Origin of the sequence: Pseudomonas sp. BF-R-24, from assembly GCF_019947335.1 — a bacterium.
GTDB classification, from domain to species: Bacteria; Pseudomonadota; Gammaproteobacteria; order Pseudomonadales; family Pseudomonadaceae; genus Aquipseudomonas; species Aquipseudomonas jessenii.
This window is the reverse complement of sequence record NZ_JAGYGG010000001.1, coordinates 174,863-197,759: the sequence shown is the minus strand read 5'-3', so window position 1 is coordinate 197,759 and position 22,897 is coordinate 174,863. Positions and strand designations below refer to the sequence as shown.

The 22,897-nt window shown below is 60.8% G+C and carries 23 protein-coding genes; 10 read left to right on the top strand and 13 right to left on the bottom strand.

The annotated features are described in order from the left end of the window. Positions 1-3 precede the first annotated feature (3 nt). Both KGA98_RS00995 and KGA98_RS00990 read right to left on the bottom strand, forming a co-directional pair. Positions 4-555: a DJ-1 family glyoxalase III gene (locus KGA98_RS00995; RefSeq protein WP_223500295.1), complete on the bottom strand. Its 552-nt coding sequence runs from the start codon at positions 553-555 to the stop codon at positions 4-6. Between the two features lie 67 nt (positions 556-622). Next, a complete protein-coding gene (locus tag KGA98_RS00990; protein WP_223500505.1) occupies positions 623-1,069 on the bottom strand; it encodes a DUF4879 domain-containing protein in 447 nt (148 codons plus the stop codon). A 222-nt stretch (positions 1,070-1,291) separates the two neighbouring features. Between KGA98_RS00990 and KGA98_RS00985 the strand changes: the two genes are divergently transcribed. Together KGA98_RS00985 and trmA are read left to right on the top strand one after the other, a co-directional pair. Then, complete coding sequence (locus KGA98_RS00985; RefSeq protein ID WP_223500293.1) at positions 1,292-2,587, top strand: NCS2 family permease; 1,296 nt, start codon at positions 1,292-1,294, stop codon at positions 2,585-2,587. Beyond that, positions 2,584-3,663 carry a tRNA (uridine(54)-C5)-methyltransferase TrmA gene (gene trmA / locus KGA98_RS00980; RefSeq protein ID WP_223500292.1) on the top strand — a complete coding sequence of 360 codons (1,080 nt, stop codon included), beginning with the start codon at positions 2,584-2,586 and terminating at the stop codon, positions 3,661-3,663. Before KGA98_RS00985 ends, trmA begins: the two co-directional genes overlap by 4 nt. Before the next feature lie 30 nt (positions 3,664-3,693). On the opposite strand, the gene KGA98_RS00975 is transcribed toward trmA, so the two are convergent. Together KGA98_RS00975 and KGA98_RS00970 are read right to left on the bottom strand one after the other, a co-directional pair. Next, positions 3,694-4,164 carry a DUF2442 domain-containing protein gene (locus KGA98_RS00975; RefSeq protein WP_090451526.1) on the bottom strand — a complete coding sequence of 157 codons (471 nt, stop codon included), beginning with the start codon at positions 4,162-4,164 and terminating at the stop codon, positions 3,694-3,696. Next, positions 4,161-4,589: a DUF4160 domain-containing protein gene (locus KGA98_RS00970; RefSeq protein ID WP_150813511.1), complete on the bottom strand. Its 429-nt coding sequence runs from the start codon at positions 4,587-4,589 to the stop codon at positions 4,161-4,163. Before KGA98_RS00970 ends, KGA98_RS00975 begins: the two co-directional genes overlap by 4 nt. Positions 4,590-4,815: 226 nt before the next feature. Between KGA98_RS00970 and KGA98_RS00965 the strand changes: the two genes are divergently transcribed. The 3 genes from KGA98_RS00965 (at position 4,816) to KGA98_RS00955 (ending at position 7,168) form a co-directional block, all read left to right on the top strand. After that, positions 4,816-5,727: a LysR family transcriptional regulator gene (locus KGA98_RS00965; RefSeq protein ID WP_154947758.1), complete on the top strand. Its 912-nt coding sequence runs from the start codon at positions 4,816-4,818 to the stop codon at positions 5,725-5,727. A gap of 140 nt (positions 5,728-5,867) precedes the next feature. After that, entirely contained in the window at positions 5,868-6,308 is a 441-nt protein-coding gene (gene aroQ, locus KGA98_RS00960; RefSeq protein ID WP_223500289.1) for a type II 3-dehydroquinate dehydratase, read from the top strand. Positions 6,309-6,313: 5 nt separating this feature from the next. Continuing rightward, the gene (locus KGA98_RS00955; RefSeq protein WP_057716559.1) at positions 6,314-7,168 is read left to right on the top strand and encodes a shikimate dehydrogenase; all 855 of its coding nucleotides are present in this window, start codon (positions 6,314-6,316) and stop codon (positions 7,166-7,168) included. A gap of 36 nt (positions 7,169-7,204) precedes the next feature. Here KGA98_RS00955 and KGA98_RS00950 read toward each other — a convergent pair whose 3' ends face one another. Both KGA98_RS00950 and quiC read right to left on the bottom strand, forming a co-directional pair. Further along, positions 7,205-7,882 carry a TetR family transcriptional regulator gene (locus KGA98_RS00950; protein WP_057713206.1) on the bottom strand — a complete coding sequence of 226 codons (678 nt, stop codon included), beginning with the start codon at positions 7,880-7,882 and terminating at the stop codon, positions 7,205-7,207. 102 nt (positions 7,883-7,984) lie between these two features. Then, complete coding sequence (quiC, locus tag KGA98_RS00945) at positions 7,985-9,886, bottom strand: 3-dehydroshikimate dehydratase QuiC (RefSeq protein ID WP_223500287.1); 1,902 nt, start codon at positions 9,884-9,886, stop codon at positions 7,985-7,987. Between the two features lie 505 nt (positions 9,887-10,391). Here quiC and KGA98_RS00940 point away from each other — a divergent pair. Beyond that, positions 10,392-11,729 carry an MFS transporter gene (locus KGA98_RS00940; protein ID WP_057713204.1) on the top strand — a complete coding sequence of 446 codons (1,338 nt, stop codon included), beginning with the start codon at positions 10,392-10,394 and terminating at the stop codon, positions 11,727-11,729. A gap of 112 nt (positions 11,730-11,841) precedes the next feature. Here the strand turns inward: KGA98_RS00940 and KGA98_RS00935 are convergent, their stop codons facing one another. From KGA98_RS00935 to KGA98_RS00920, 4 genes are all read right to left on the bottom strand, one after another. Further along, complete coding sequence (locus KGA98_RS00935) at positions 11,842-12,720, bottom strand: DMT family transporter (protein ID WP_090451535.1); 879 nt, start codon at positions 12,718-12,720, stop codon at positions 11,842-11,844. A gap of 149 nt (positions 12,721-12,869) precedes the next feature. Beyond that, on the bottom strand, positions 12,870-13,685 hold the full coding sequence (locus KGA98_RS00930; protein ID WP_223500285.1) for a sugar phosphate isomerase/epimerase family protein: 816 nt from the start codon (positions 13,683-13,685) through the stop codon (positions 12,870-12,872). A 2-nt stretch (positions 13,686-13,687) separates the two neighbouring features. Beyond that, a complete protein-coding gene (locus KGA98_RS00925; RefSeq protein ID WP_223500283.1) occupies positions 13,688-14,749 on the bottom strand; it encodes a Gfo/Idh/MocA family protein in 1,062 nt (353 codons plus the stop codon). A gap of 255 nt (positions 14,750-15,004) precedes the next feature. Further along, positions 15,005-15,781, bottom strand: coding sequence for an IclR family transcriptional regulator (locus KGA98_RS00920; RefSeq protein WP_150813518.1), 777 nt, complete (start codon positions 15,779-15,781; stop codon positions 15,005-15,007). A gap of 175 nt (positions 15,782-15,956) precedes the next feature. Between KGA98_RS00920 and KGA98_RS00915 the strand changes: the two genes are divergently transcribed. From KGA98_RS00915 to KGA98_RS00900, 4 genes are all read left to right on the top strand, one after another. Continuing rightward, positions 15,957-17,705 (top strand): FAD-dependent oxidoreductase, encoded by a 1,749-nt coding sequence (locus KGA98_RS00915; RefSeq protein ID WP_223500281.1) that lies wholly within the window; start codon positions 15,957-15,959, stop codon positions 17,703-17,705. Then, a complete protein-coding gene (locus KGA98_RS00910; RefSeq protein ID WP_223500272.1) occupies positions 17,689-18,522 on the top strand; it encodes an aldo/keto reductase in 834 nt (277 codons plus the stop codon). The genes KGA98_RS00915 and KGA98_RS00910 overlap by 17 nt, the downstream gene beginning before the upstream one ends. A gap of 226 nt (positions 18,523-18,748) precedes the next feature. Then, positions 18,749-19,642, top strand: coding sequence for a neutral zinc metallopeptidase (locus tag KGA98_RS00905; RefSeq protein WP_090451547.1), 894 nt, complete (start codon positions 18,749-18,751; stop codon positions 19,640-19,642). After that, positions 19,643-20,602 carry an alpha/beta hydrolase gene (locus KGA98_RS00900; RefSeq protein WP_223500264.1) on the top strand — a complete coding sequence of 320 codons (960 nt, stop codon included), beginning with the start codon at positions 19,643-19,645 and terminating at the stop codon, positions 20,600-20,602. 143 nt (positions 20,603-20,745) lie between these two features. Here the strand turns inward: KGA98_RS00900 and KGA98_RS00895 are convergent, their stop codons facing one another. The 3 genes from KGA98_RS00895 to KGA98_RS00885 all read right to left on the bottom strand — a co-directional run bounded on the left by KGA98_RS00895 (position 20,746) and on the right by KGA98_RS00885 (position 22,881). Then, a complete protein-coding gene (locus KGA98_RS00895) occupies positions 20,746-21,339 on the bottom strand; it encodes an HAD family hydrolase (RefSeq protein WP_095942027.1) in 594 nt (197 codons plus the stop codon). Continuing rightward, positions 21,336-22,205 (bottom strand): acyl-CoA thioesterase II, encoded by an 870-nt coding sequence (tesB, locus tag KGA98_RS00890; RefSeq protein ID WP_090451550.1) that lies wholly within the window; start codon positions 22,203-22,205, stop codon positions 21,336-21,338. Before tesB ends, KGA98_RS00895 begins: the two co-directional genes overlap by 4 nt. Before the next feature lie 106 nt (positions 22,206-22,311). Next, on the bottom strand, positions 22,312-22,881 hold the full coding sequence (locus KGA98_RS00885) for a GNAT family N-acetyltransferase (protein WP_150813523.1): 570 nt from the start codon (positions 22,879-22,881) through the stop codon (positions 22,312-22,314). Positions 22,882-22,897 lie beyond the last annotated feature (16 nt).

Below are 22,897 nucleotides of genomic sequence, written 5' to 3'. Positions count from 1 at the left end.
TCTCTAAACGAGCAACTCCCCCGCCACTGCCATACGAGTGGCTTTTCCGCAGAGTTGTTCCACCAGCGCCAGGGCAAATGCCAATGCGCCAGCCGAGCCCTGGGCGGTGATGCAGTTGCCATCGACCACTACCGGTTGATCGACGAAGTTACAGCCCAGCAGTTGATGGCTGGCCGAAGGCAGGCAGGTCATGCGCCGTTGACGCAATACGCCAAAGGCCTGCAGTGCCACGGCGGGCGCTTCGGCGATGCCGGCGAACAGGCGACCGGCCGCCGCCTGATCCTTGACCAATTGTTGCAGGGGTTGGTGGGCTGCCAGGTGCTGCGAACCCACTGCTCCACCGGGCAAGGCAATCAGGTCGAAGGGTTGCGCCAGCAAGTCCACCAGCATCGCATCGGACGTCAGGCGAGTGCCGCGGGCGCAGGTGAGCATGCGTCGCCCTTCGATACTGGCCACCACCACTTCTATTTTGGCGCGGCGCAGCACGTCGATCAGGGTCACGGTTTGCAGGTCATCGGTGCCCTCGGCGAGGGCAATCAAGGCTCTAAAGGTCATCGGGTACTGTCCACGGAATGATCTTTTAAGCGTAGTCAGCTTTCTGACCCTTGTTCGATACGTGCGGTTACTGGATATAAAGCTGCGTCGACATCGTATTGCCGGGCGCGTTGATCGAGGTATTGCTAAAGGTCAGCGTGCCTTCCTGCTTGCCCGCCAGATCGAGGGCATACAAATAGCCGACGGTTTTTTCCCCGGGAGTGCAGCTGGTCAGGTTGCCGTTCTTGAACGCACAAACTGGTGTGCGGGTGCCATTCACTTCGAAACCATCCAGGGCGACATGGGCCTCCCGCCCATAACCCACTTCCAGCACGTACACCATGATGTTCGGGCCAATGTGATCGCAGCGAGTCCGGTTTTGCCCTTCGTCGATGTTCTCGACACCACAGGACGGCGACGCGACTTTGAGTACTTTCAACTGCGTCAGCGGTGGAGCCGAGGCCGCCACGGTCGTTTGCGCCCCGAGAAACAACGCCCCCCCTATTCCGAGGGCGGCAACCAGACGCTTTTTCATGCAGGACCCATCCACCCCAAAAAACCAGCGCGCAGTATGGCGCACTTGGCTTTGTCGCAAAACATCGACGACGATCACCGCCAAAGCAGCCATATTCCCAAGCTACTGGTATGATGCGCGGCTTTTTCCGGCCCACAGTAATTTCCAGGCGCGTTCTGCTGCCTGTGCTTTGCTGTTGAGGTCGATACATTCACGGCGCCCGGCGCGCCACGGGGAGCAGACATGCTGGAAAGGCTGTTTCAACTCAAGGCACACAACACCAACGTGCGGACCGAGATTCTGGCGGGCGTCACGACCTTTTTGGCCATGGCCTACATTCTGTTCGTCAACCCGAGCATCCTCGGCGAGACCGGCATGGACAAGGGCGCAGTGTTTGTCGCCACCTGTCTGGCAGCTGCCATCGGCTCGACGACCATGGGCCTGATCGCCAACTACCCGATCGCCCTCGCACCGGGCATGGGCCTGAACGCCTTCTTTACCTACACCGTGGTCCTGCACATGGGCCATACCTGGCAAGTGGCGCTGGGCGCGGTGTTCATCTCGGCGGTGTGCTTCTTCCTGCTGTCGATATTCCGCATCCGTGAATGGATCATCAACAGCATCCCGCTACCGCTGCGCTCGGCGATTGCCGCCGGCATCGGCCTGTTCCTGGCACTGATCGCCCTGCACAACGCCGGCATCGTGGTCAGCAACCCGGCGACCATGGTCGGCCTCGGTGACCTGAAACAACCGGCCCCGATCCTTGCCACCCTCGGTTTTGCCCTGATCGTCGCCCTCGAAGCCCTTGCCGTGCGCGGCGCAGTGCTGATCGGCATTCTGGTGGTGACCATCATTTCCATCGTGATGGGCTTCACCCCGTTCGGCGGCGTGATGTCGATGCCGCCGTCCCTGGCCCCGACATTCCTGCAACTGGACATCAAGGGTGCACTGGACATCGGCCTGATCAGCGTGATCTTCGCCTTCCTGTTCGTCGATCTGTTCGACAACTCCGGCACCCTGATCGGTGTGGCCAAGCGCGCCGGTCTGATGCGCAAGGACGGTCACATGCCGAAAATGGGCCGTGCCCTGATCGCCGACAGCACCGCCGCCATGGCCGGTTCCCTGTTGGGCACCTCGACCACCACCAGTTACATCGAATCCGCCGCCGGCGTGAGTGCCGGTGGCCGCACCGGCCTGACTGCCATCGTGGTGGCGTTCCTGTTCCTGCTGGCGCTGTTCTTCTCGCCACTGGCCGCCAGCGTTCCGGCGTTCGCCACTGCACCGGCACTGCTGTTCGTCGCCGTGCTGATGACATCCGGCCTGGCCGAAATAGACTGGGACGACATTACCGTCGCCGCGCCGGTGGTGATCACCGCGCTGGCAATGCCGTTCACTTACTCCATCGCCAATGGCATCGCCTTCGGTTTCATTTCCTGGACCGCCATCAAGCTGATGTCCGGTCGTGGCCGTGAGCTGAACCCGGCGCTGGTGATCCTGTCGATTCTGTTCGTGATCAAGCTGGGTTGGTTCAACGCATGACTTTTGATTCCCAGGCCTACGCCGTTCAGCTCGAAGAAAAGGTCACGCGCCTGCGTGACCTGCTGGCCCCGTTCGATGCACCGGAGCCAGCCGTTTTCGATTCGCCGCTGAAAAACTTCCGCCTGCGCGCCGAGTTCCGCCTGTGGCGCGAGGCCGGCGAGCGTCACTACGCGATGTTTTCCCAGGAAGACAAACGCACGCCAATCCTGATCGAAGAGTTCCCGATTGCCAGCCTGCGCATCAACCATTTGATGCCGCAGCTGAAGGCAGCGTGGCAAGCCAGCGCGCCCCTGAGCCACAAGCTGTTCCAGGTGGAGTTCCTGACCACTCTGGCCGGCGACGCGATGATCACCCTGTGCTATCACCGCCCGCTGGACGAGCACTGGCATGCAGCGGCGTCGAAACTGGCGACGGACCTGAACGTCAGCATCATCGGCCGCTCCAAGGGCAAGCGCGAAGTCATCGGTCACGATTACGTGGTCGAGAAGCTGGAAGTCGGCGGCCGCACCTTCAGCTATCGCCAGCCTGAAGGCGCGTTCACCCAGCCCAACGGCACGGTGAACCAGAAGATGCTCAACTGGGCATACGATGCGCTCGGCGATCGCTCCGATGATTTGCTGGAACTGTACTGCGGCAACGGCAACTTCACCCTGCCCCTCGCCACCCGCGTGCGCAAGGTGCTGGCCACCGAAATCAGCAAGACCTCGGTCAACGCGGCCTTGAGCAATCTCAGCGAAAACGCGGTAGATAACGTCACCCTGGTGCGCTTGTCCGCCGAAGAGCTGACCGAAGCCCTGAACGAAGTGCGTCCGTTCCGCCGCCTGCACGGTATCGACCTCAAGAGCTACGAGTTCGGTAGCGTCTTTGTCGACCCGCCCCGCGCCGGCATGGACCCGGACACCTGCGAGCTGACCCGGCGCTTCGACAACATCCTGTACATCTCCTGCAACCCGGAGACCCTGGCAGCCAACATCGCCCAACTGCACGACACCCACCGCATCAGCCAATGCGCGATGTTCGACCAGTTCCCGTGGACCCATCACATGGAATCGGGGGTGATGCTGACCCGGCGTTGATGACACCTGCCAGGCACAAAAAAGCCGCCTTCACGACGGCTTTTTTGTGGGTACCGGCAAGACAACATCGACCTTGCGCGGGCGCCCGCCCTTCTTGCCATTGGCCCGCGCAGCTTCAGACTTTGCGGCGCTGCTCTGGCGACCATTGCGCGAAGCAACGACCGACGCCGCCATGGCCATCAGCGGCTTGCTCGCAGAAATCAACCCGGCAATAGATACATGCAGGTCCTTGCCTTCATGGCACAGGGCAGTACCCGCGTAGCCGACAGTCAGACTGGCAAGTTCCTCTCCCTCAAAATCATCGAACTCCGGATAGTTGGCTACGGGCAACAATACGCCGCTGCCGTCTTCGAAGCTGACGGCCAGACAGGGGGGCAGGTAGGTAACCGCCGTCGCTTGCAGGCTATTTTTTCTACGTAACTCGCCACGTTCAATGGCTTTGTCCAGGCTGCTTTCCGTTACGGGATTATCGGCCTGAACCTTGGCTTTTATCGTTTTCATAACTCGATCTCTACACTTTCCTGTGTGCCTATCAGGGACAGCAACGTCTTGTTCGATTCAGGTTCGTAGCAAGCCGACCCAATCATGTTGGTCGTACTGACAACCCTTTTCACCACAACGACTTCGTTGCTTTGCCAGTCCCACAATTGATTATCAAGACAAGCCGTTTGCAATTTTCGCCACCAGATGCCCCGGGCGCGCCGCAAATGGGCAGGCTGCTGGAGCGATTGGCGCAATCCCTCAAGCACTGCTAACGGTGGCCGACGCGAAAGCGGAACTACATCCCAGAGCTCGACACCGTTGTGCCAAAAGCTGAACCTGAACCTCGCACTCCATGTACCCGCCTCCACATGCGCATGAGGCGGACAATGCTCGTCTCGCAACATGATCACCACCGACAGTCCCTTGTGATTACATACCTTCATGCTAACCCATCCGTTAGGTTTATGAGTCCGAGGATTCGACATTCCCTGGAGAATCCGACCGCTGGCATTGGCCGTCGAATCAATTCTTGCGTCCTCAGACTAGCGTCCTGGCGTTACCCGGCCCTGCGGAACACCACGCGCAATGGTAAGAAATCCTTTCATTACGACGCTGGCACCTGATAAATACTGGTCCAGTTACTTCATCTGATCCCCGGTGTAATCAATCATGCAGCGACAATTCGACGATCTTCAGTTGGGCAGCATCGAGCTGTTTTGCCTGGCCGCCGAGGCCGGCAGTTTTACTGCCGCGGCGCTGGTGGCGGGTGTCACCCCCGCTGCCGTGAGCCGTTCGGTGTCGCGCATGGAAGAACGCCTTGGTGTGCGCCTGTTCGCGCGCACCACGCGTAGTGTGAAGCTGACCGACAGTGGTCGCCGTTACTACGAAGAATGTCGCCAGGCCCTTGCGCAACTGGTCGAGGCCCAGCGCGAGGTGATGGGCCAGCAGCAAGTGCCGTCCGGTACGTTGCGCATCAGTATTCCGACCACCTACGCGCATCATCGAATTCTGCCGCTGTTGCCCGAATTTCGGGCGCGCTATCCGGCGGTGAAGGTCGAGTCGCACATCAGTAATCGCAACATCGATTTCGTCGGCGAAGGCTACGACATGGCGATTCGCGTGCGAGCCATCCCGGATTCCGGCCTGATCGCCCGACCGTTGGAAGATGCCGCCCTGGTGATGATCGCCAGCCCTGATTACCTGAAACGGACCGGCACTCCGCAAACCCTCGACGACCTCGAAAACCACGAGTGCATCCAGTACGAATTGCCCAGCAGCGGCCGACGCATTGCCTGGCTGTTCAACGATGAAGGCGTGCCCCGGGAGATTCTGGCCGAGGGCAATCTCAGTTGCTCCGACGATGTGCTGGGCGGTGTGACCCTGGCCAAACACGGGGCGGGGTTGTTTCAGACCTACCGGTTTATCGTTGAAAAGGAACTGGCCGACGGCTCGCTGGTGGAAGTGCTCAAGCCCTATGGCGGGCGCTCGCGGCCGTTTACCTTGCTGTACCCGCAAAGTCGCCATGTACCGCTGCGCTTGAGGGCGTTTATCGATTTCCTCGTGGAGCACCTGCCGCGCTGACCTGCGAAAGTGTCCGATCACCGCCCACAAACAGCCTGCATACCTTCACTTCAATTGACCAAATTAACTAGTTAGTACAATTTATCTCCACAGGCTGAAGTCCTCGGCCGATTCCAAAAATAACAAGTGGAGAGATTCCGATGCCCCCTATCGTTCTGGTGCTCAACGGCCCGAACCTGAACCTGCTCGGCACCCGTGAACCGGCGACTTACGGCCACGAAACCCTGGCAGACATTTCGGTCCTGTGCGCACGCGCCGCCGAAGAGTTCGGCCTGGCGGTGGAGTTTCGCCAGACCAACCATGAAGGCGAATTGCTCGACTGGATTCACGCCGCCCGCGGTCGCTGCGCCGGGATCGTCATCAATCCTGCCGCGTGGACCCACACCTCGGTCGCCATCCGCGACGCCCTGGTCGCCAGCGAACTGCCGGTGATCGAAGTCCACTTGTCCAACGTGCACGCCCGCGAGCCCTTCCGCCACCATTCGTTCGTATCCGCCATTGCAACGGCGGTGATGGCCGGTTTTGGCAGTCATGGCTATCGCCTGGCGCTGGAACACTTCAGTCATCGTTTGAAGGGGTGATCGCCGTGACTCAGAACCACGTGATACTGGCCGGGCTGATTGGCGCCGGCATCCAGGCGTCCCGCACACCGGCCATGCACGAGCATGAAGGCGATGCCCAGGGGCTGCGCTACCTGTATCGCCTGATTGATCTTGATCAGTTGAAGCTCGACAGCAACGCCCTGCCCGACCTGTTGATGGCTGCCGAGCGCATGAACTACACCGGGCTGAACATAACCTTTCCATGCAAGCAGGCAATCATCCCGCTGCTCGACGAACTCTCGCCGGAGGCCCGCGGTATCGGTGCGGTCAACACAGTGGTGCTCAAGGATGGCAAACGCATCGGCCACAACACCGATTGCCTGGGCTTTGCCGAGGGGTTTCGCCGGGGTTTGAAAGGCGTTGCCGTTGAACGTGTCGTACAGATGGGCGCTGGTGGCGCAGGTGCGGCGGTGGCCCACGCGTTGTTGAGCGAAGGCGTACAACAGCTGAGCATTTTTGACGTGGACATCCGCCGCGCCCAGGATCTGGCTGACAACCTCAATCAGCATTTCGGCGTCAGTCGGGCGGTGGCCGGGTATGACCTGCCCGACGCCATGGCCCAGGCTGACGGCCTGGTGAACACCACGCCGATGGGCATGAAAAAACTGCCGGGCATGCCCGTGCCGGTCGAGCTGCTGCGGGCCGAATTGTGGGTGGCGGAGATCGTTTACTTCCCACTGGAAACCGAACTGCTGCGCAACGCCCGCGCCCTCGGTTGCCGGACGCTGGACGGCGGCAACATGGCGGTGTTTCAGGCGGTCAAAGCATTCGAGTTGTTCAGCGGCGTAGTCCCGGATGCCCAGCGGATGCTTGAGCATTTCCAGAGCATGAATGACTGAATGAGTGAAGTGAGGGGCCAACCCCCTCACCTCACCTCAGGCTTGCAGGTACCGCAGAACCGACTCGCAAATCATCTCCCGATGACGCTGCTTGATACGTTCGTCCGGCAGGTCGATCTGAAAAATCTCACCAAAGGTGTGGCGGTTCGAGACGCGATAGAAGCAGAACGAACTGATCAGCAAATGCACGTCCAGCGGATCAAGCCCGGTACGGAACAGCCCCTGCTCGGCGCCGCGACGCAGAATCTCGCCCAGTGAATCGAGGATAGTGTTGTTCATCGCCTTGATCGCATCGGAGCGCTTCACGTACTCGGCGTTGTGAATGTTCTCGATACTGACGATGCGCACGAAATCGACGTTGCGATCATGGTGATCGAAGGTGAACTCCACCAGCCGCCGAATGGCTTCGACCGGCGCCAGCTCTGCCAGGTGCAGGCGATTTTCGGTGTTGCGGATATCGCCGTAGAGTTTCTCCAGCACCTCGACGTAGAGCTGTTCCTTACTGCCGAAGTAGTAATAGATCATGCGCTTGGAGGTGTGGATGCGCTCGGCGATGGCATCGACACGGGCACCGGAAAGCCCCTGCTGGACGAATTCGACAATCGCCTCCTGCAGGATGTTTTCGCGGGTCTTTTCCGGGTTGTTCTTGCGACTCTTGCGCGGCTCGGCACCAGGTTCTACGGAGGCTGCGGGGAGTTCTGAAGTCATTGTCATTGCGGGCTCACGGCCATCACTGCACAGGCTGGCGATTATGGGCTGCGCGGCACAGTGAAGGAAGCCGCGCGGCCCACGTTTAATCCCGCGTTTACGAATTACCTACAACTTCGCCTGGCGCAATGCACCGCTACGGGATTTGGCCATGGCCGCCAGGCGCACCGCGACGTTGGCCGCGCCGTAGCCGGCATAACCGTTTTTACGCTGGATGATCTCGAAGAAGAACCGCCCCTCGAACGGCTCGGTGTACACATGAAACAGTTCACCGCCCTGGGCGTCGCGGTCGTACAACACATTGTAGTAGGCCAGCTCACTGAGGAACTCGTCGTCGAAATCGAACCGCGCCGCCAGGTCATCGTAGTAGTTGAGCGGAATATCCAACAGCGGCACGCCCGCCTCTTTTGCACGGCTGACCTGGGCAAAGATGTCATCACAATCAAACGCGATGTGGTGCACGCCGGAGCCGCGATAACTCGACAGCGCGTGTGAGATTGCGGTGTTGCGGTTCTCGGAAATGTTCAGTGGCAGGCGGATCGAACTGTCCCGGCTACGCAAGGCACGGCTCTTCACCAGACCATAAGGATCCGGCAGCACGACTTCATCGTCTGCCTCGAAATCCAGCAGGCTCTTATAGAACAGCACCCAGCTGTCGAGGCTGTCGGCCGGCAGCGCCATGGCCATGTGGTCGATGCGCTTGAGGCCACCGCTGACCGGTACATCCGCCAGCAGATTGAAGTCGGTACCGTAGACGTCGGCATCCTGGTCCACCAGATAAATCAGGCTGCCATCCGGAGCACGCACCGCTGCCAGTTCCAGTTCATTGGGGCCCACCAGCCCGCGATAGGGTTGACCCTTGTAGGCCACGGCTCGGGCCAGCGCACTGGCGCTGTCCTTGACCCGCACGGCGGTAGCGCACAACGAAGGGCCGTGGGCTTCGAAAAAGCTGTGGCCGAAGGAGTAAGGTTCGGAGTTGAGGATCAAATTGATATCGCCCTGGCGCATCAGGCTGACGCTCTTGGAACGATGCTGCCCGGTCTTGACGAAACCCAGTCGCTCAAGCCAATGCGAGAGCTTGGCGCCGAGGCTTTCGTCCACGGCGAACTCGAGAAACTCGATGCCGTTGTACTCACTGGCCTTGGGCGTTTCGAACAGAATTTCAGGGTTGGCCGCAGGCTTGGCTTCCTGGGCCAGACGCTCGCGGGTTTTCTCTTCCAGATACAGCAACGAACGCAAGCCGTCGGCGGCATTGGCTCGTGGCGGCGCGGCGCGGAAGCCATCGTTGAAGATTTCCAGCGACAGAGGCCCGGTGTAGCCACTCTTGATGATCGGCGCGAGGAACCCCGGCAAGTCGAATTCACCCTGGCCCGGGAAGCAGCGAAAATGCCGGCTCCACTCCAGCACGTCCATGGCCAGGATCGGCGCGTCAGCCATTTGCACGAAGAAAATCTTGTCGCCGGGAATCTCGGCGATAGCACTTGGATCGCCCTTGAGCGACAGGGTGTGAAAGCTGTCCAGCAACACGCCGAGGCTTGGGTGATCGGCCTGACGCACGATGTTCCACACCTGTTGCCAGGTGTTCACATGCCGGCCCCAGGCCAGTGCTTCGTAGCCGATGCGCAGGCCACGTGCCCCGGCGTGCTCGGCCAGCAGTCGCAAGTCGTCGACCAGAACCTGTTCATCACCGATGGACTCGGCCGAGGCATTGCTGCACACCAGCACCAGGTCAGTGCCCAACTCCTGCATCAGGTCGAATTTGCGCTCGGCGCGCTCCAGGTTGCGCGACAGGCGATCGCGGCGGCAGCCTTCGAAATCGCGGAACGGTTGAAACAGGGTGATGGCGATCCCGAGATCGGCGCACATCTGTTTAATTTCCCGTGGACTACCGTCGTAGTAGAGAAGGTCGTTCTCGAAAATCTCGACGCCGTCGAACCCGGCGGCGGCAATGGCTTCGAGTTTTTCCGGCAGGGTACCGCTCAAGGATACGGTGGCAATGGAACGCTGCATGTTTCGGCTCCCGGTGGAGGCTTCGGCTACAGGGAATTTGCGCCGCTTTTAAAAGAGTGGACGGATTATTGAGCTGGTCGATGCATTGAGCAATTTAAAGTGTACTACCCAGTTAGTTTTGCGTGCGATTATCGAACACAATGGCCGATAGCGAATTGACGATTTTTTGTTCACTGCGCAACATCAACACCACATTGGGTCCGGTCTTGAAATCGTCGGCCCCGGTCAACAAGACCCAGAACACCACATAAAAATTTCAAAAAACGGGTATACGCTCATGCGCTCATTCAACGCCTTGCTCACTCGCTCTACCGTCATTACGCCTTGCCTGGCGTCCATCCGAACCCCGCGCTCCGCCGGCACAACCGTGCCGCTCGCTGAATAACCCGTCAGCCGACGAACACAGCCGATCAGCCCTTTCGCGCACGCCGCGACAGACCGATTGATCACGCGCCCTTGAAGTCACGACGAGCCCCGCTTGTCAGTCATTGAACGGATGGCACACATGATTCCTTCTCAAAGTTCTCGCATGGCACCTGCCATGAGCACCGCCACAGGTGGCATCGGCGACAAGATTCGCGGCGCCATGGCAGTCGGCAAAACCCGTTGGGGCATGCTGGCGCTGGTGTTTTTCGCCACCACCCTGAACTACATCGACCGCGCCGCCCTGGGCGTGATGCAGCCTATCCTGGCCAAGGAAATGAGCTGGACGGCGATGGACTACGCCAACATCAACTTCTGGTTCCAGGTCGGTTACGCCATCGGTTTCGTGCTGCAAGGCCGTTTGATCGACCGGGTCGGCGTCAAGCGCGTGTTCTTCTGCGCCGTGCTGCTCTGGAGCCTGGCGACCGGTGCCCACGGCCTGGCCACTTCGGCGGTCGGCTTCATGGTCTGCCGCTTCATCCTCGGCCTGACCGAAGCGGCCAACTACCCGGCCTGCGTGAAAACCACGCGCCTGTGGTTCCCGGCCGGTGAACGTGCGGTAGCCACCGGTATTTTCAATGCCGGGACCAACGTCGGCGCGATGTTCACGCCGATGCTGCTGCCACTGATCCTGCACGTCTGGGGCTGGCAAGCCGCGTTCCTGTGCATGGCATCACTGGGCGGGATCTGGCTGTTGTTCTGGGGTTTGAAGTACTTCAACCCGGAAGACCACCCGAGCGTGAAACAGTCGGAGCTGGACTACATCCAGAAAGAAGTCGAGCCGGAACAAACCCGCGTGCCGTTCTCGAAAATCCTGCGCATGCGCGGCACCTGGGCCTTCGCCCTCGCCTACTCGATCACCGCACCGGTGTTCTGGTTCTACCTGTACTGGCTGCCGCCGTTCCTCAACCAGCAATACAACCTGGGCATCAACGTCACCCAGATGGGTATCCCGCTGATCATCATCTACCTCACTGCCGACTTCGGTAGCGTTGGCGGCGGCATCCTCTCCTCGTTCCTGATCGGTCGCGGCGTCAACCCGATCAAGGCGCGACTGATGTCCATGTTCCTGTTCGCCTGCTGCATCATCGGCGTGATCATGGCGGCCGGTTCCAGCAACCTGTGGGTCGCGGTGGCCGCCATCTCCCTGGCCATCGGCGCGCACCAGGCCTGGACCGCGAACATCTGGAGCCTGGTGATGGACTACACGCCCAAGCACATGATGAGTACGGTTTTCGGCTTCGGCGGCATGTGTGCGGCGATTGGCGGGATGTTCATGACCCAACTGGTCGGCCACATCCTGACCATCACCAACAACAACTACACCGTGCTGTTCACCATGATTCCGGCGATGTACTTCATCGCGCTGATCTGGATGTACTTCATGGCACCGCGCAAGATTCCGACCGTCACCGAATAAAACATCGTCACCCTCTGTGGGAGCGAGCCTGCTCGCGAAAGCGGACTGTCATTCAACATTGATGTTGTCTGATACATCGCCTTCGCGAGCAGGCTCGCTCCCACAGGTTTTTTTACCGGCGGCTTTGCTGCCACGCCGCCGCCAACCCGCTGCAGCAGATCACGGCGATGCCGAGCACGGTGGTCAGTGTCGGCGTATGGGAAAACAGCAGCCAGCCCAGCAGGCCGGCGAAGATGATCTGGCAATAGCTGAACGGTGCCAGCAGTGCCGGTGCCGCGAGGCGGAACGCCTGGGTCAGGAACAGGTGAGCCGTCATCCCGCAGGCCCCCAGCGCCAGCATCATCGCGCCATGCACCAGGTTCGGCGTCTGCCAGAAGAACGGCACCAGCGCACTCATCACCAGCGTGTTGCACAAGCCTGCGAAGAAGTTACTGGTGGTCGGGCTGTCGATCTCACTGAGCTTGCGGGTCAGCAGTTGGTAGAAGCAGAAAAACAGCGCCGAGCAGAACGGCAGCAACACCGCCGGGGTAAACAGATCGCCCCCGGGGTGAACGATGATCAGCACTCCGCTAAAACCGAAAATCACCGCCAGCCATTGCCCCCGGGTCACCCGTTCGCCAAGCAGCGGTACCGACAGCGCGGTGACCAATACCGGAGCGAGGAAGTTGACCGACGTGGCCTCGGCCAGCGGGATGTACATCAGCCCCGTGGTGAAAAACAGACTGGTGCCCAGCAGGCACAGCGCCCGGATCACCTGCAGCAATGGCCGTTTGGTACGCAGCACCCGCAACCCGGACTGCGGCAGGAAAATCCCGGCCATCAACAAGGTGTGAACCACGTAGCGCGCCCAGACCACCATGACAATGGGATAGAAACCGGAGAGGTATTTGGAAAAGGCGTCGTGGGTGGAAAACAGGAAGGTTGCGACAACGATCAGCAGGATCCCTTTGAAGGGCTGATTGACGCCGGAAAGCGGGGTGCTGACGGTCATTGGGTTTCCTTTATTACAACCTTATTTTGTAGGAGCGAGCTTGCTCGCGATGAACCTGAGGGCGCCATGTTTTTCCAGGCAGCCTTCATTATCGTTGACGACCATCGCGAGCAAGCTCGCTCCTACCAGCGAAAGGTGCGCAGCACCGATTAGAGCCGCGCCAACAATTCCCGGGTTTTATCCAGCGCCATCTGTGCCCGCTCCAACCCACTCACGCCCTGCTCCAGCAACTGCACGGTGGGAATCTCCAGGCTCAATGGAATGTCAGCCGGCAAACCGCGCAACAACCCCGGCAGGTCACAATCGCCATCGCCGGGGAAACGCCGCTCGTTACGCGCCTGACGCAAGATCTCCGCCATATCCGCCGGCCGTGGTCCTGCGACGTCACACAACTGTGCATACCGTAACCGTGAGGGGGCAACTTTGACCAGTTCTTCCAACAGCGATCCAGAGCGGTCGAAGTGAAAGGCGTCCACCAGTACGCCGCCGTTTTCACGCCCGGCGTTTTCCACGATTCGCGCGGCTTGTTGAAGATTGCGCGCATCGGTCCAGGGCATGAACTCCAGATTCGGGTGCAGCCCATAGAGTGCCGCCAGATCACAGAGTTCGGCAAAATGTTCCGTCAGCCGTTGTTCATCAGGGTCGTTGCCGGCCACCAGCAATTCACTGGCACCCAATTGTGCACCCACCGCCAGGATTTTCTCGAAGTCGGTAACAACGGTCTCCGGCTTGAGACGCAGAATTTCGACGTCCAGCACCCCGATACCGGTATCGCGCAGACGCGCCAGGGTTTGGCGCCGCAATTCGCTGTCGGCCACCAAGGCAAAATGGTGTTCCTCAGGGGTTGCCGGTACCAGGCGCAAGCCGACATGACTGTAACCGGCCCGCGCGGCGACCTCGACCATGTCGGGCGGTGATAACTCCAGCACGGTCAGGCTGGCCAGGGAGAAGATACGCTCGCTCATGCTCACCCCTCGATCAAGGATGGCGCGCAGGCACGCCCGGTTTCGGCGGCTTCGCGGATGGCTTCGATCAGCGCCAACGTACGCGCGGCATCGGCGGCACTCACCAGCGGCTCGACCTCCCGGCGTGCAACACGCACGAAGTGCTGCAACTGCAGACGCAGGGCTTCATCGGCATTGAAGTTTTCCCGGGTTGCCAGCAACGGTTGATGCCAGCCGCCATCAACATCGACATCGTTGTAGTACCAGCGTTTAAGCTGCGGAATGCTCAGCGCCCCACCTGTCCCGGCCAGCAAGTAGCACGGTTGATCAGGATGACGCGGATACACCGGGTTCTCCCCCGAATCCAGCTCCCAGCTCCAGGGCGCAGCCACCGCATCGGAGCCGGTCAGGCTGCCCAGTGCACCGTTGTCGAATTGCAGCAGTATTGCCGCGCAATCTTCGTTGGCAAACCCGCGAATGGCGTTGCTGGTAATGGCCTGAACCTGGCGCACTTCACCGCACAAATGCCGCAGCAGATCGAGGTCGTGGATCAGGTTGGTCAACAGCATCCCCGCGCCGGCCTCGCGGCGCCAGGGTGTTTCAAAATAGCTGTCGGGCTTGCGCAATTGCCAGAGCGCCGTGACCGTGGTCAACCGACCCAATGCGCCGCTGTGGACAAGCTCGTGGGCGCGGACGATCAGCGGATTGTGGCGACGATGATGTCCGACCAGTACCGGAACGCCACTGGCCTTCGAGGCAGTCACCAGCTCCCTGGCTTCATCCAGGTGCACGCCCACCGGTTTTTCCAGCAATACCGGCACGCCGGCCGCGAGGCAATCGAGGGCCGTGCTGACGTGCAGCGTGTTCGGGTTGGCGACTATCACGGCGTCCGGTTTCGCCTGCTCCAGCATCTGACGATGATCGGCGAAACAGGCTACGCCCCATTGCGCCGCAAGACTGGCCGCCTGCGGTCCCGGATCGGCCACGGCGCACAACGTCGCTTCAGTCAGGGATTGCAGATGCTGGTAGTGCTGCTGGCCCATGTTGCCAGCACCGATCAGGGCGATGCGAAGTGGCGAATTCAAGATACGGTCCTCTTGTGAGTGTTATTGGAGCGATGAACCCCAATAATTTAGAACCTGGTTCCAGATTCTTACACAGACCTATCCTGAAAGTGTTCGAACAGCGCACAGCTTCTCAAGCTGGGCACTGTTCAAAATGTGGGAGCGGGCTTGCTCGCGAATGCAGTGTGTCAGCGCCATCCAGATCGCATGACACACCGCATTCGCGAGCAAGTCGGATCGCCGCACCGCCGCTCCCACAGTCGATTTGCACAGGCCTTAGTTGAACAACTCCGACGCCAGGCTCGCTGCACTCAACTCCTCGGTGTACGCCAGCAACAACGGCGCCAGCTCATGCAGCCGCGCCCCCGGCATCCGTGCACTCGGCCCGGCGATGCTGAGCACGCCGATCACCCGCCCATCGGCGGGATGGCGCACCACTGCCGCAATCGCCGAAGTGCCGACCGCCGAGCTCTCCTCGACCCAGGCGTAGCCCTGGTCCCGTGCCAGACGCAGGCGTTCGAGCAATTCGATGTTCGAGCGCGGCGCGTTCGGCCCCACATGTTCCGGCACTTGTGCGCCCTGCCGCTCCACCAGCGACAAGGCTTCGGCATCGCTCATGCAGGCCAGCCACGCATGCCCAGAGGCTGTGTAAAACAACGGCGCATCGCGGCCCATGTCCGGGTCGTAACGCAGACCGGAGCGCGCGCCCTGGGACTTGGCGATCCAGATCTGACGCTCACCGTCGATCACCCCGAGACGCACCAGCTCGCCGGTTTCCTGCGCCAGGCGGTCAAGCACTGGCTGCACGATGTCGGCACCGCTGCTCGACAGGTAACGGAAGCCCATCGCCACCAGTTTGGTCGAGAGGTGATAACGCAGATTATCCGGATTCTGCCGCACGTAACCGAGGCGGATCAGCTCGGCCAGCAGGCGATGGGTCGCGCTCTTGGGGATATCCAGTTGCTCTGCCAGGGTCTGCATCGGCAGGCCACGGGGATCGCTGGTGAGGCTTTCGAGCACACTGAAAACACGTTCGATCTGACTGCCGGCCATGGTCGCTTCCACGCAAAATTTGCTCGATTCTAGAAGACATCTGAACGAATGCGAAATCTGGAACTGAACGTTCGATAACCGCCCGTTTTAGACCATCAAGACTTGTTCGGCCTCACCTGATTCTTATATTTTCTGGAACAAGATTCCAAAACAATAAAACGCCGGAGTTCAAACAATGCCTGCCCAAGCGCACTTTCTTCCCGACATCGACTGCGATGTGCTGATCGTTGGTTCCGGTGCGGCGGGACTGTCGGCGGCCGTGACCGCCGCGTGGCATGGACTGAAAGTCATAGTGGTAGAAAAGGACCCGGTGTTCGGCGGTGCCACGGCCTGGTCCGGTGGCTGGGCCTGGGTGCCTTGCAACCCGTTGGCCCGACGCGCAGGCATCGTCGAAGACGTTGAACTGCCGCGCACTTACCTGAAACACGAACTGGGCGAGCGCTTTGATCCGGCAATGATCGACGCTTTCCTGGAAGCCGGCCCGCGGATGGTGTCGTTCTTCGAGCAGTACACCTCGCTGCAATTCGCCGACGGCAACGCCATTGCCGACATTCATGGCGACACGCCGGGGGCCGGCACCGGTGGACGCTCGGTAATCGCCGCCCCGTACGACGCACGAAAAGTCGGCACACTGCTCAAGCGTCTGCGCAAAACCATGCGGGAAACATCGTTCATGGGCATGCCGATCATGGCGGGGGCGGACCTCACGGCATTCCTCAACCTGACCCGTTCACTGTCGGCGGCCTGGCACGTTACGCGGCGCTTTAGCCGCCACCTGTTCGATCTCGTCGTACATGGCCGGGCGATGCAACTGGTCAACGGCGTGGCCTTGGTGGCGCGCCTGGCGAAATCCGCCGATGACCTCGGTGTGTTGCTCTGGGAATCAGCGCCCGTGAGTCGACTGCTGCGCGAGAATGACCAGGTACGAGGTGCGGTGGTCAACACCGCCAAAGGCTCGGTGCGCATCCATGCACGCAAGGCCGTGGTGCTCGCCGCGGGTGGTTTCGCCAATGACATCGACCGCCGCAAGGCACTGTTCCCCCGCACACCGACCGGGCATGAGCATCTGGCCTTGCCACCCCTCGGCATTTGCGGCGATGGCCTGCGCCTGGGCGAAAGTGCCGGTGCCCGGGTCAATAGCGACATGGCGTCCGCCGTCGCCTGGGCACCGGTTTCGCAGGTGCCGCACAGCGACGGCAGCACGGGACACTTCCCGCACATCATCGAGCGCGGCAAGCCGGGCATCATCGGTGTGCTGAGCAACGGCCAGCGCTTCGTCAATGAAGCCAACGGCTACTACGACTACGTCACGGCCATGGTCACCGCCGCCCCATCGGGTGAAGAAGTGGCGTCGTGGCTGATCTGCACCCATGGCTTTCAGCGTCGATATGGCCTGGGCATCTCTCGGCCTTTTCCGGTGCCGCTGTCATCCTTCATCCGCAGCGGCTATCTGAAAACCGGCAACACCCTTGAGGAATTGGCTGCAGCCTGCGGCATCGACCCGGTTGGCTTGCGCACCACCGTGTCGGACTACAACCGCCACGCGCGCAACGGCGAGGACCCGCAATTCGGTCGTGGTTCCACACCCTACAACCGCAAGCAGGGTGACGCACTGCAACAGCCCAACCCATGCGTCGCGCCGATCGAACAAGGCCCCTTCTATGCCGTGAAAGTCCAGCCGGGCTGCTTCGGTACCTTCGCCGGGCTCAAGGTCAACCAACATGCCCAAGTCCTGGATGGCGCGGCGCAACCCATCGCCGGGCTGTACGCGGCGGGCGGCGACATGGCCAGCATCATGGGCGGTCACTACCCCGCTGGCGGCATCAATCTCGGCCCGGCGCTGACCTTCGGCTACATCGCCGCGCGCCATATCGCAGGCGTCACTGCTTATGAAAAGGAGATCGACCATGCAGCACATCATTAACGCTCAGGGTTTGAACATGCCGAAACTCGGCCTCGGCACCTGGCCAATGCTCGGCGAGGAATGCACCCGAGCAGTGGAGCAGGCTCTGGCCCTGGGTTACCGGCACATCGACACGGCAGCGGCCTACAACAACGAAGACGCGGTCGGTCAGGCGCTGGCGAACAGTCCGACACCCCGCGAGCAGATCCACGTCACGACCAAAGTCTGGTGGGACCAACTGCAACCCGACGCCATGCGTCACTCCATGGACCGTAGCCTCAAAGCCCTGCGCAGCGAATACGTCGACCTGTTCATGCTCCATTGGCCAACCACCGATTGGGATTTGCCGCGCACCATAGAAACCCTGGTGTCGTTCAAGGAGCAAGGCCTGGCGCGCAACATTGGCGTGGCGAATTTTCCACTGCCCCTGCTACGCAAAGTCGTCGAAGAACTGGGGGCGCCGCTGTCGGCGATCCAGGTCGAGTACCACGTGCTGCTCGGACAAAACGCCCTGCTCGACTACGCCCGTCAACAGGATCTTGCGCTGACAGCCTACACGCCACTGGCACGCAACAAGGTATCCGACATTCCGGCCATCCAGCGGATCGCCGCGAAACACGGCGTACTGCCGACGCAGGTCGCGCTCAAATGGCTGCTTGATCAACCCAACGTGGCCGCGATCCCCAAGGCCTGTAGCGAGCCCAATCAATTGGCCAATCTCGCGGCACTCGATGTTCGACTGGATGATGAAGACCGTGCCTTGATCGCCAGCCTGTCCAAACGCGAGCGCCAGGTCAGCCCTGACTTTGCGCCGGTGTGGGATGCATTTGACGAATAATCCGCAAGACCGGCGATCGCCCTCACGATAAAAACCCATCGCCCAACGGAATTCGATGGGTTATCCGTGTTCAATACAAGCCTGAAACCTTTTCGGCAACCCTTCACGGGTGGCCGGGAATCAACTTGTGCGCGAAAAAAAGACGGACGATCGGACTGGCGCCGCTCCCACTTGGCAGCAACACTCATCGCACGGAGCTTTACCCGGAACAGAAGAGGATTCCCACATGCTATGGAAAAAAGGCCGACGCAGCGACAACGTGGTCGACGCCCGTGGCGATGATGTCGGCGGTGGTGGCGGTGGCATGCGTTTTGGCGGTGGCAAGGGGTTGAGCCTGACGGCGATCCTCCTGATTGTCGGCATCGGCTGGATCACCGGCCAGGATCCACTGCAGATCCTCGGACAACTGACCGGGCAAATGGAGCAGCAATCGGCGCCCGCCACCAACCAGAGTCGCCAGGCACCGCCGGCCAATGATGAGAGCGCGGAATTCGTGCGCTCGATCCTCGGCGATACCGAAGACACCTGGGGCGCGATATTCCAGCAGGCCGGTCGCCAATATAAGGACCCGACCCTGGTACTGTTCAGCAACCGCGTGAATTCGGCCTGCGGTCTGGCCACCTCGGCGACCGGCCCCTTCTATTGCCCGGCCGACCAGAAGGTCTACCTGGACATGGCGTTCTTCCAGGAAATGTCCCAACGCTTTTCCGCCGCGGGCGACTTCGCCCAGGCCTACGTGATCGCTCACGAAGTCGGACACCATGTGCAGACCTTGCTTGGGGTGTCCACGAAAATTCAGGCAGCGCGCCAACAAGGCCGGCAGATGGAAGGCGACGGTGGTTTGCTGGTTCGCCAGGAACTTCAGGCCGATTGCCTGGCCGGCGTCTGGGCCAACAATGCGCAGAAGCGCCTGAACTGGCTGGAACCGGGCGACATCGAAGAAGCACTGAACGCCGCGAACGCCATCGGCGACGATCGTTTGCAGCAACAGGGTCAGGGCCGTGTGGTCCCGGACTCATTCACCCATGGTACGTCGGCGCAACGGGTGCGCTGGTTCAAAACCGGTTTCGCCCAAGGCCAGGTTGGCCAGTGCGATACCTTTGCGGCGAAAAATCTGTAAATGAAGAAGTGGTTGTTGGTTGTTCTGTTTACTTGCACAACGTCCCAGGCCGCCGAGCATGGGGTCAAGGAACTCAGCTCAGGGCGCCTGCTGTTGAAGTCAGGTGAAATCGCGGTGGGCATCAGCCCCGCCCCGGCAAAAATCGAACGGGTGCTGATCATCCTCCACGGTCGCTTGCGCAATGCGCAAACCTATCTGCAGAGTGGTGAGCACGCGGCCGAACTGGCGGGGCAAAGCGCAACGACCCTGGTGATCGCCCCGCAATTCCTCAATGAAACCGACGTTGCGGTCCATCCGGTGGCCGACACCGTTTTGCGCTGGCAAGGCAATGAATGGATGGCCGGCGGCGAATCCACGGCACCCTTTCGGCTGAGTTCCTACGCGGCGCTCGACGAAATCATCGCCCGCTTGGGTGACCGTCAGCAGTTTCCGGATGTGAAGCAAATCGTCATCGCCGGGCACTCCGGCGGCGCGCAGGTGGTTCAGCGCTATGCGTTGCTCGGTCACGCGCAATCCGACCTCGATGCAGCCGGCGTGCAGGTGCGCTACGTGATCGCCAATCCGTCCTCCTACGCTTATTTCGATGAGCGCAGGCCCGTGGCGTTCAGCCACGCCGGTTGCCCGAATTTCCATCGCTGGAAGTACGGGCTGGCGGATTTACCGGCTTACGCCGAAGGACAAACCGCAGCACAGTTGCAGGAAAGTTACCTCAAGCGTGAAGTCGTTTATCTGCTGGGGCAGCAGGACACCGACCCGAATCATCCGGCGCTGGATAAGAGCTGTGAAGCCAGGGCGCAAGGGCCGTCTCGATTGGCCCGCGGGCGTTTTTACTTTGACTACCTGAAGCGGCTGGCACCCAAGGGGTTGAACCAGCAACTGATCGAAGTGCCCGGGGTCGGGCATAACGGGGATGGGATGTTTACCTCGCCAGAGGGGCAGAAGGCGTTGTTCGGGCAGTAGTATTTGTGGTGTCTGGAAGGGCCTCTTCGCGAGCAAGCCCGCTCCCACATTGGACCTGCGGTGTACACATCATTTGTGAGCACCAGAGATCAAATGTGGGAGCGGGCTTGCTCGCGAAAGCGGTTCACCCGACAACAACGCCCTCAAGCCAAAAGCATCTGCCGCAACTCAACACAATCCGCCGCATGCCAATCGGTCAATTCCGGCCATGGATTATCCGGCAGATTCACCAACACAGTCCGCGCTCCCGCCGCCCGCCCACAATCGAGATCGAAGCGGTAATCACCGACCATCACCATCTCGCTCGCCGGCACCTTCCATGCTTCGGCCAGTTTCAGCAACCCGCCCGGATGCGGCTTGGGCGGAGCATCATCGCGGCCCAACACATCCTCCAGCGCAAAGCAGTCGGCCAGGCCAATGGCCTCCAGCGTGACATGCGCCAGCTCCCGGGCGTTGCGCGTGAGAATGCCCAGGCGATAACCACGCCCGGCCAGTTCGCGCACCAGTTCCACCGCGCCCGGCGCCGGTTGCGAACCAAGGGCCAGGTCCCGCTCGTGCTCCAGCAGCCACGCATGTTTGGCTGCGGCTTCATCGGCCGGCAGTGCGGCGAGGTGGGTCAGGATGTCGTGTTCGGCAGGAATCGCCAACGCCACGCGAATCGCCGCGAAGTCGTGCACGGCCACCGTCAGGGTGCCGTCCATGTCGAACACCCAGTGACGCACGTCGGCCAGGCTCATGCCCAATCCTTGCGGTGACGGATCAAGCCTTCCTGGGTGACCGATGCCACCAGTTGCCCGGCGCGATTGAACACGCTGCCACGGGAGAAGCCACGGGAATTGCCCGCCCACGGACTGTCCATCGCATAGAGCAACCAGTCATCGGCACGCAGATCCTGGTGGAACCACAGCGCGTGATCGAGGCTGGCGACCTGCATATCCTTGTGCCACACCGACTTGCCGTGGGGCTGCATCGAGGTAACCAGCAGACCGAAGTCCGATGCATAGGCCAGCAGGTATTTATGCAGCGCCGGCGAATCGGCCAACGCCCCGTCGGCGCGGAACCAGACGTACTTGACCGGATCGGAGGGCAGCGGGTTGTAGGGATCTTTCTCGGTCACCGGGCGAAATTCGATCGGCTTCGGGCACAGCAGTTTTTCGCGCATTTTCTCGGGGATCAGGTGCGCGCGCTGCTGGGTGATTTCGAGTTCCGATGGCAGGTTTTCCGGACCGACCACTTGCGGCATTTCGGTCTGGTGCTGAAAGCCTTCTTCGTCGTACTGGAACGACGCACTGCACGTGAATATCGGGTGGCCCTTCTGGATCGCCGTCACCCGACGCGTGCTGAAACTGCCACCGTCACGCACCCGGTCAACCTGATACACCACCGGCAACCCGGCATCGCCTGGGCGCAGGAAATAGCCGTGCATCGAATGCACATGGCGCGCCTCTTCAACCGTCTGACTGGCCGCCGACAGCGACTGACCGAGCACCTGACCACCGAACAGCTGACGAAAACCCAGGTCCTGGCTACGGCCACGGAACAGGTTTTCTTCGATCGGCTCCAGCGTCAGCAGGTCGACCAGATCTTCCAACACTTGGCTCATTCAGACTCTCCTCACACAACGCAATACCGCGCAGTCTTGGCTGCGGCGGTCGATTCAGTTTCTGGCCCGGGCCAACATGTGGTCCATTGTAAACGTCCGTGTCAGGTTATCCATGCAAGGTTTGCAGCCATTGTTCACGGCTGATGCGGTACAACACGTGGTGATGAAGGGGATGATCGACGGAGAGCTTGGGATGATCGAAGTCATCGGCCGGATCGTGATGCATGCCAATCGCCTGCATGACTTTCTGCGACGGCAGATTACTGTCAGCGGTAAAGGACACGACTTCGCTCAGCAGCAAGCGGTCAAACCCGCAGCGCAGAGCGGTCCACGCCGCTTCACTGGCGTAACCCAACCCCCAGTGCTCGCGGGCCAGGCGCCAGCCGATTTCCGTGGCCGGGGTGAACGGCGCGTCGAAACCGACCACACCGAGCCCGGTAAAACCGATGAATTGGCCGGTGTCCTTGCGTTCCAGAGCCCATAGGCCGAAACCATGCTCGGCGAAATGACCACGGATTCGCCCGATCAATGAGGCGCTCTCCAGCCGACTCAAGGCTGCCGGGAAATAGCGCATCACCTGCGGATCGGCACACATCGCCGCAAAGTCAGGTAAATCTTCATCGCGCCACTGGCGCAACAGCAGCCGAGCGCTTTCAAGCTCCAGTATTGGCTCCATCGTGCCCCGCCCCTCC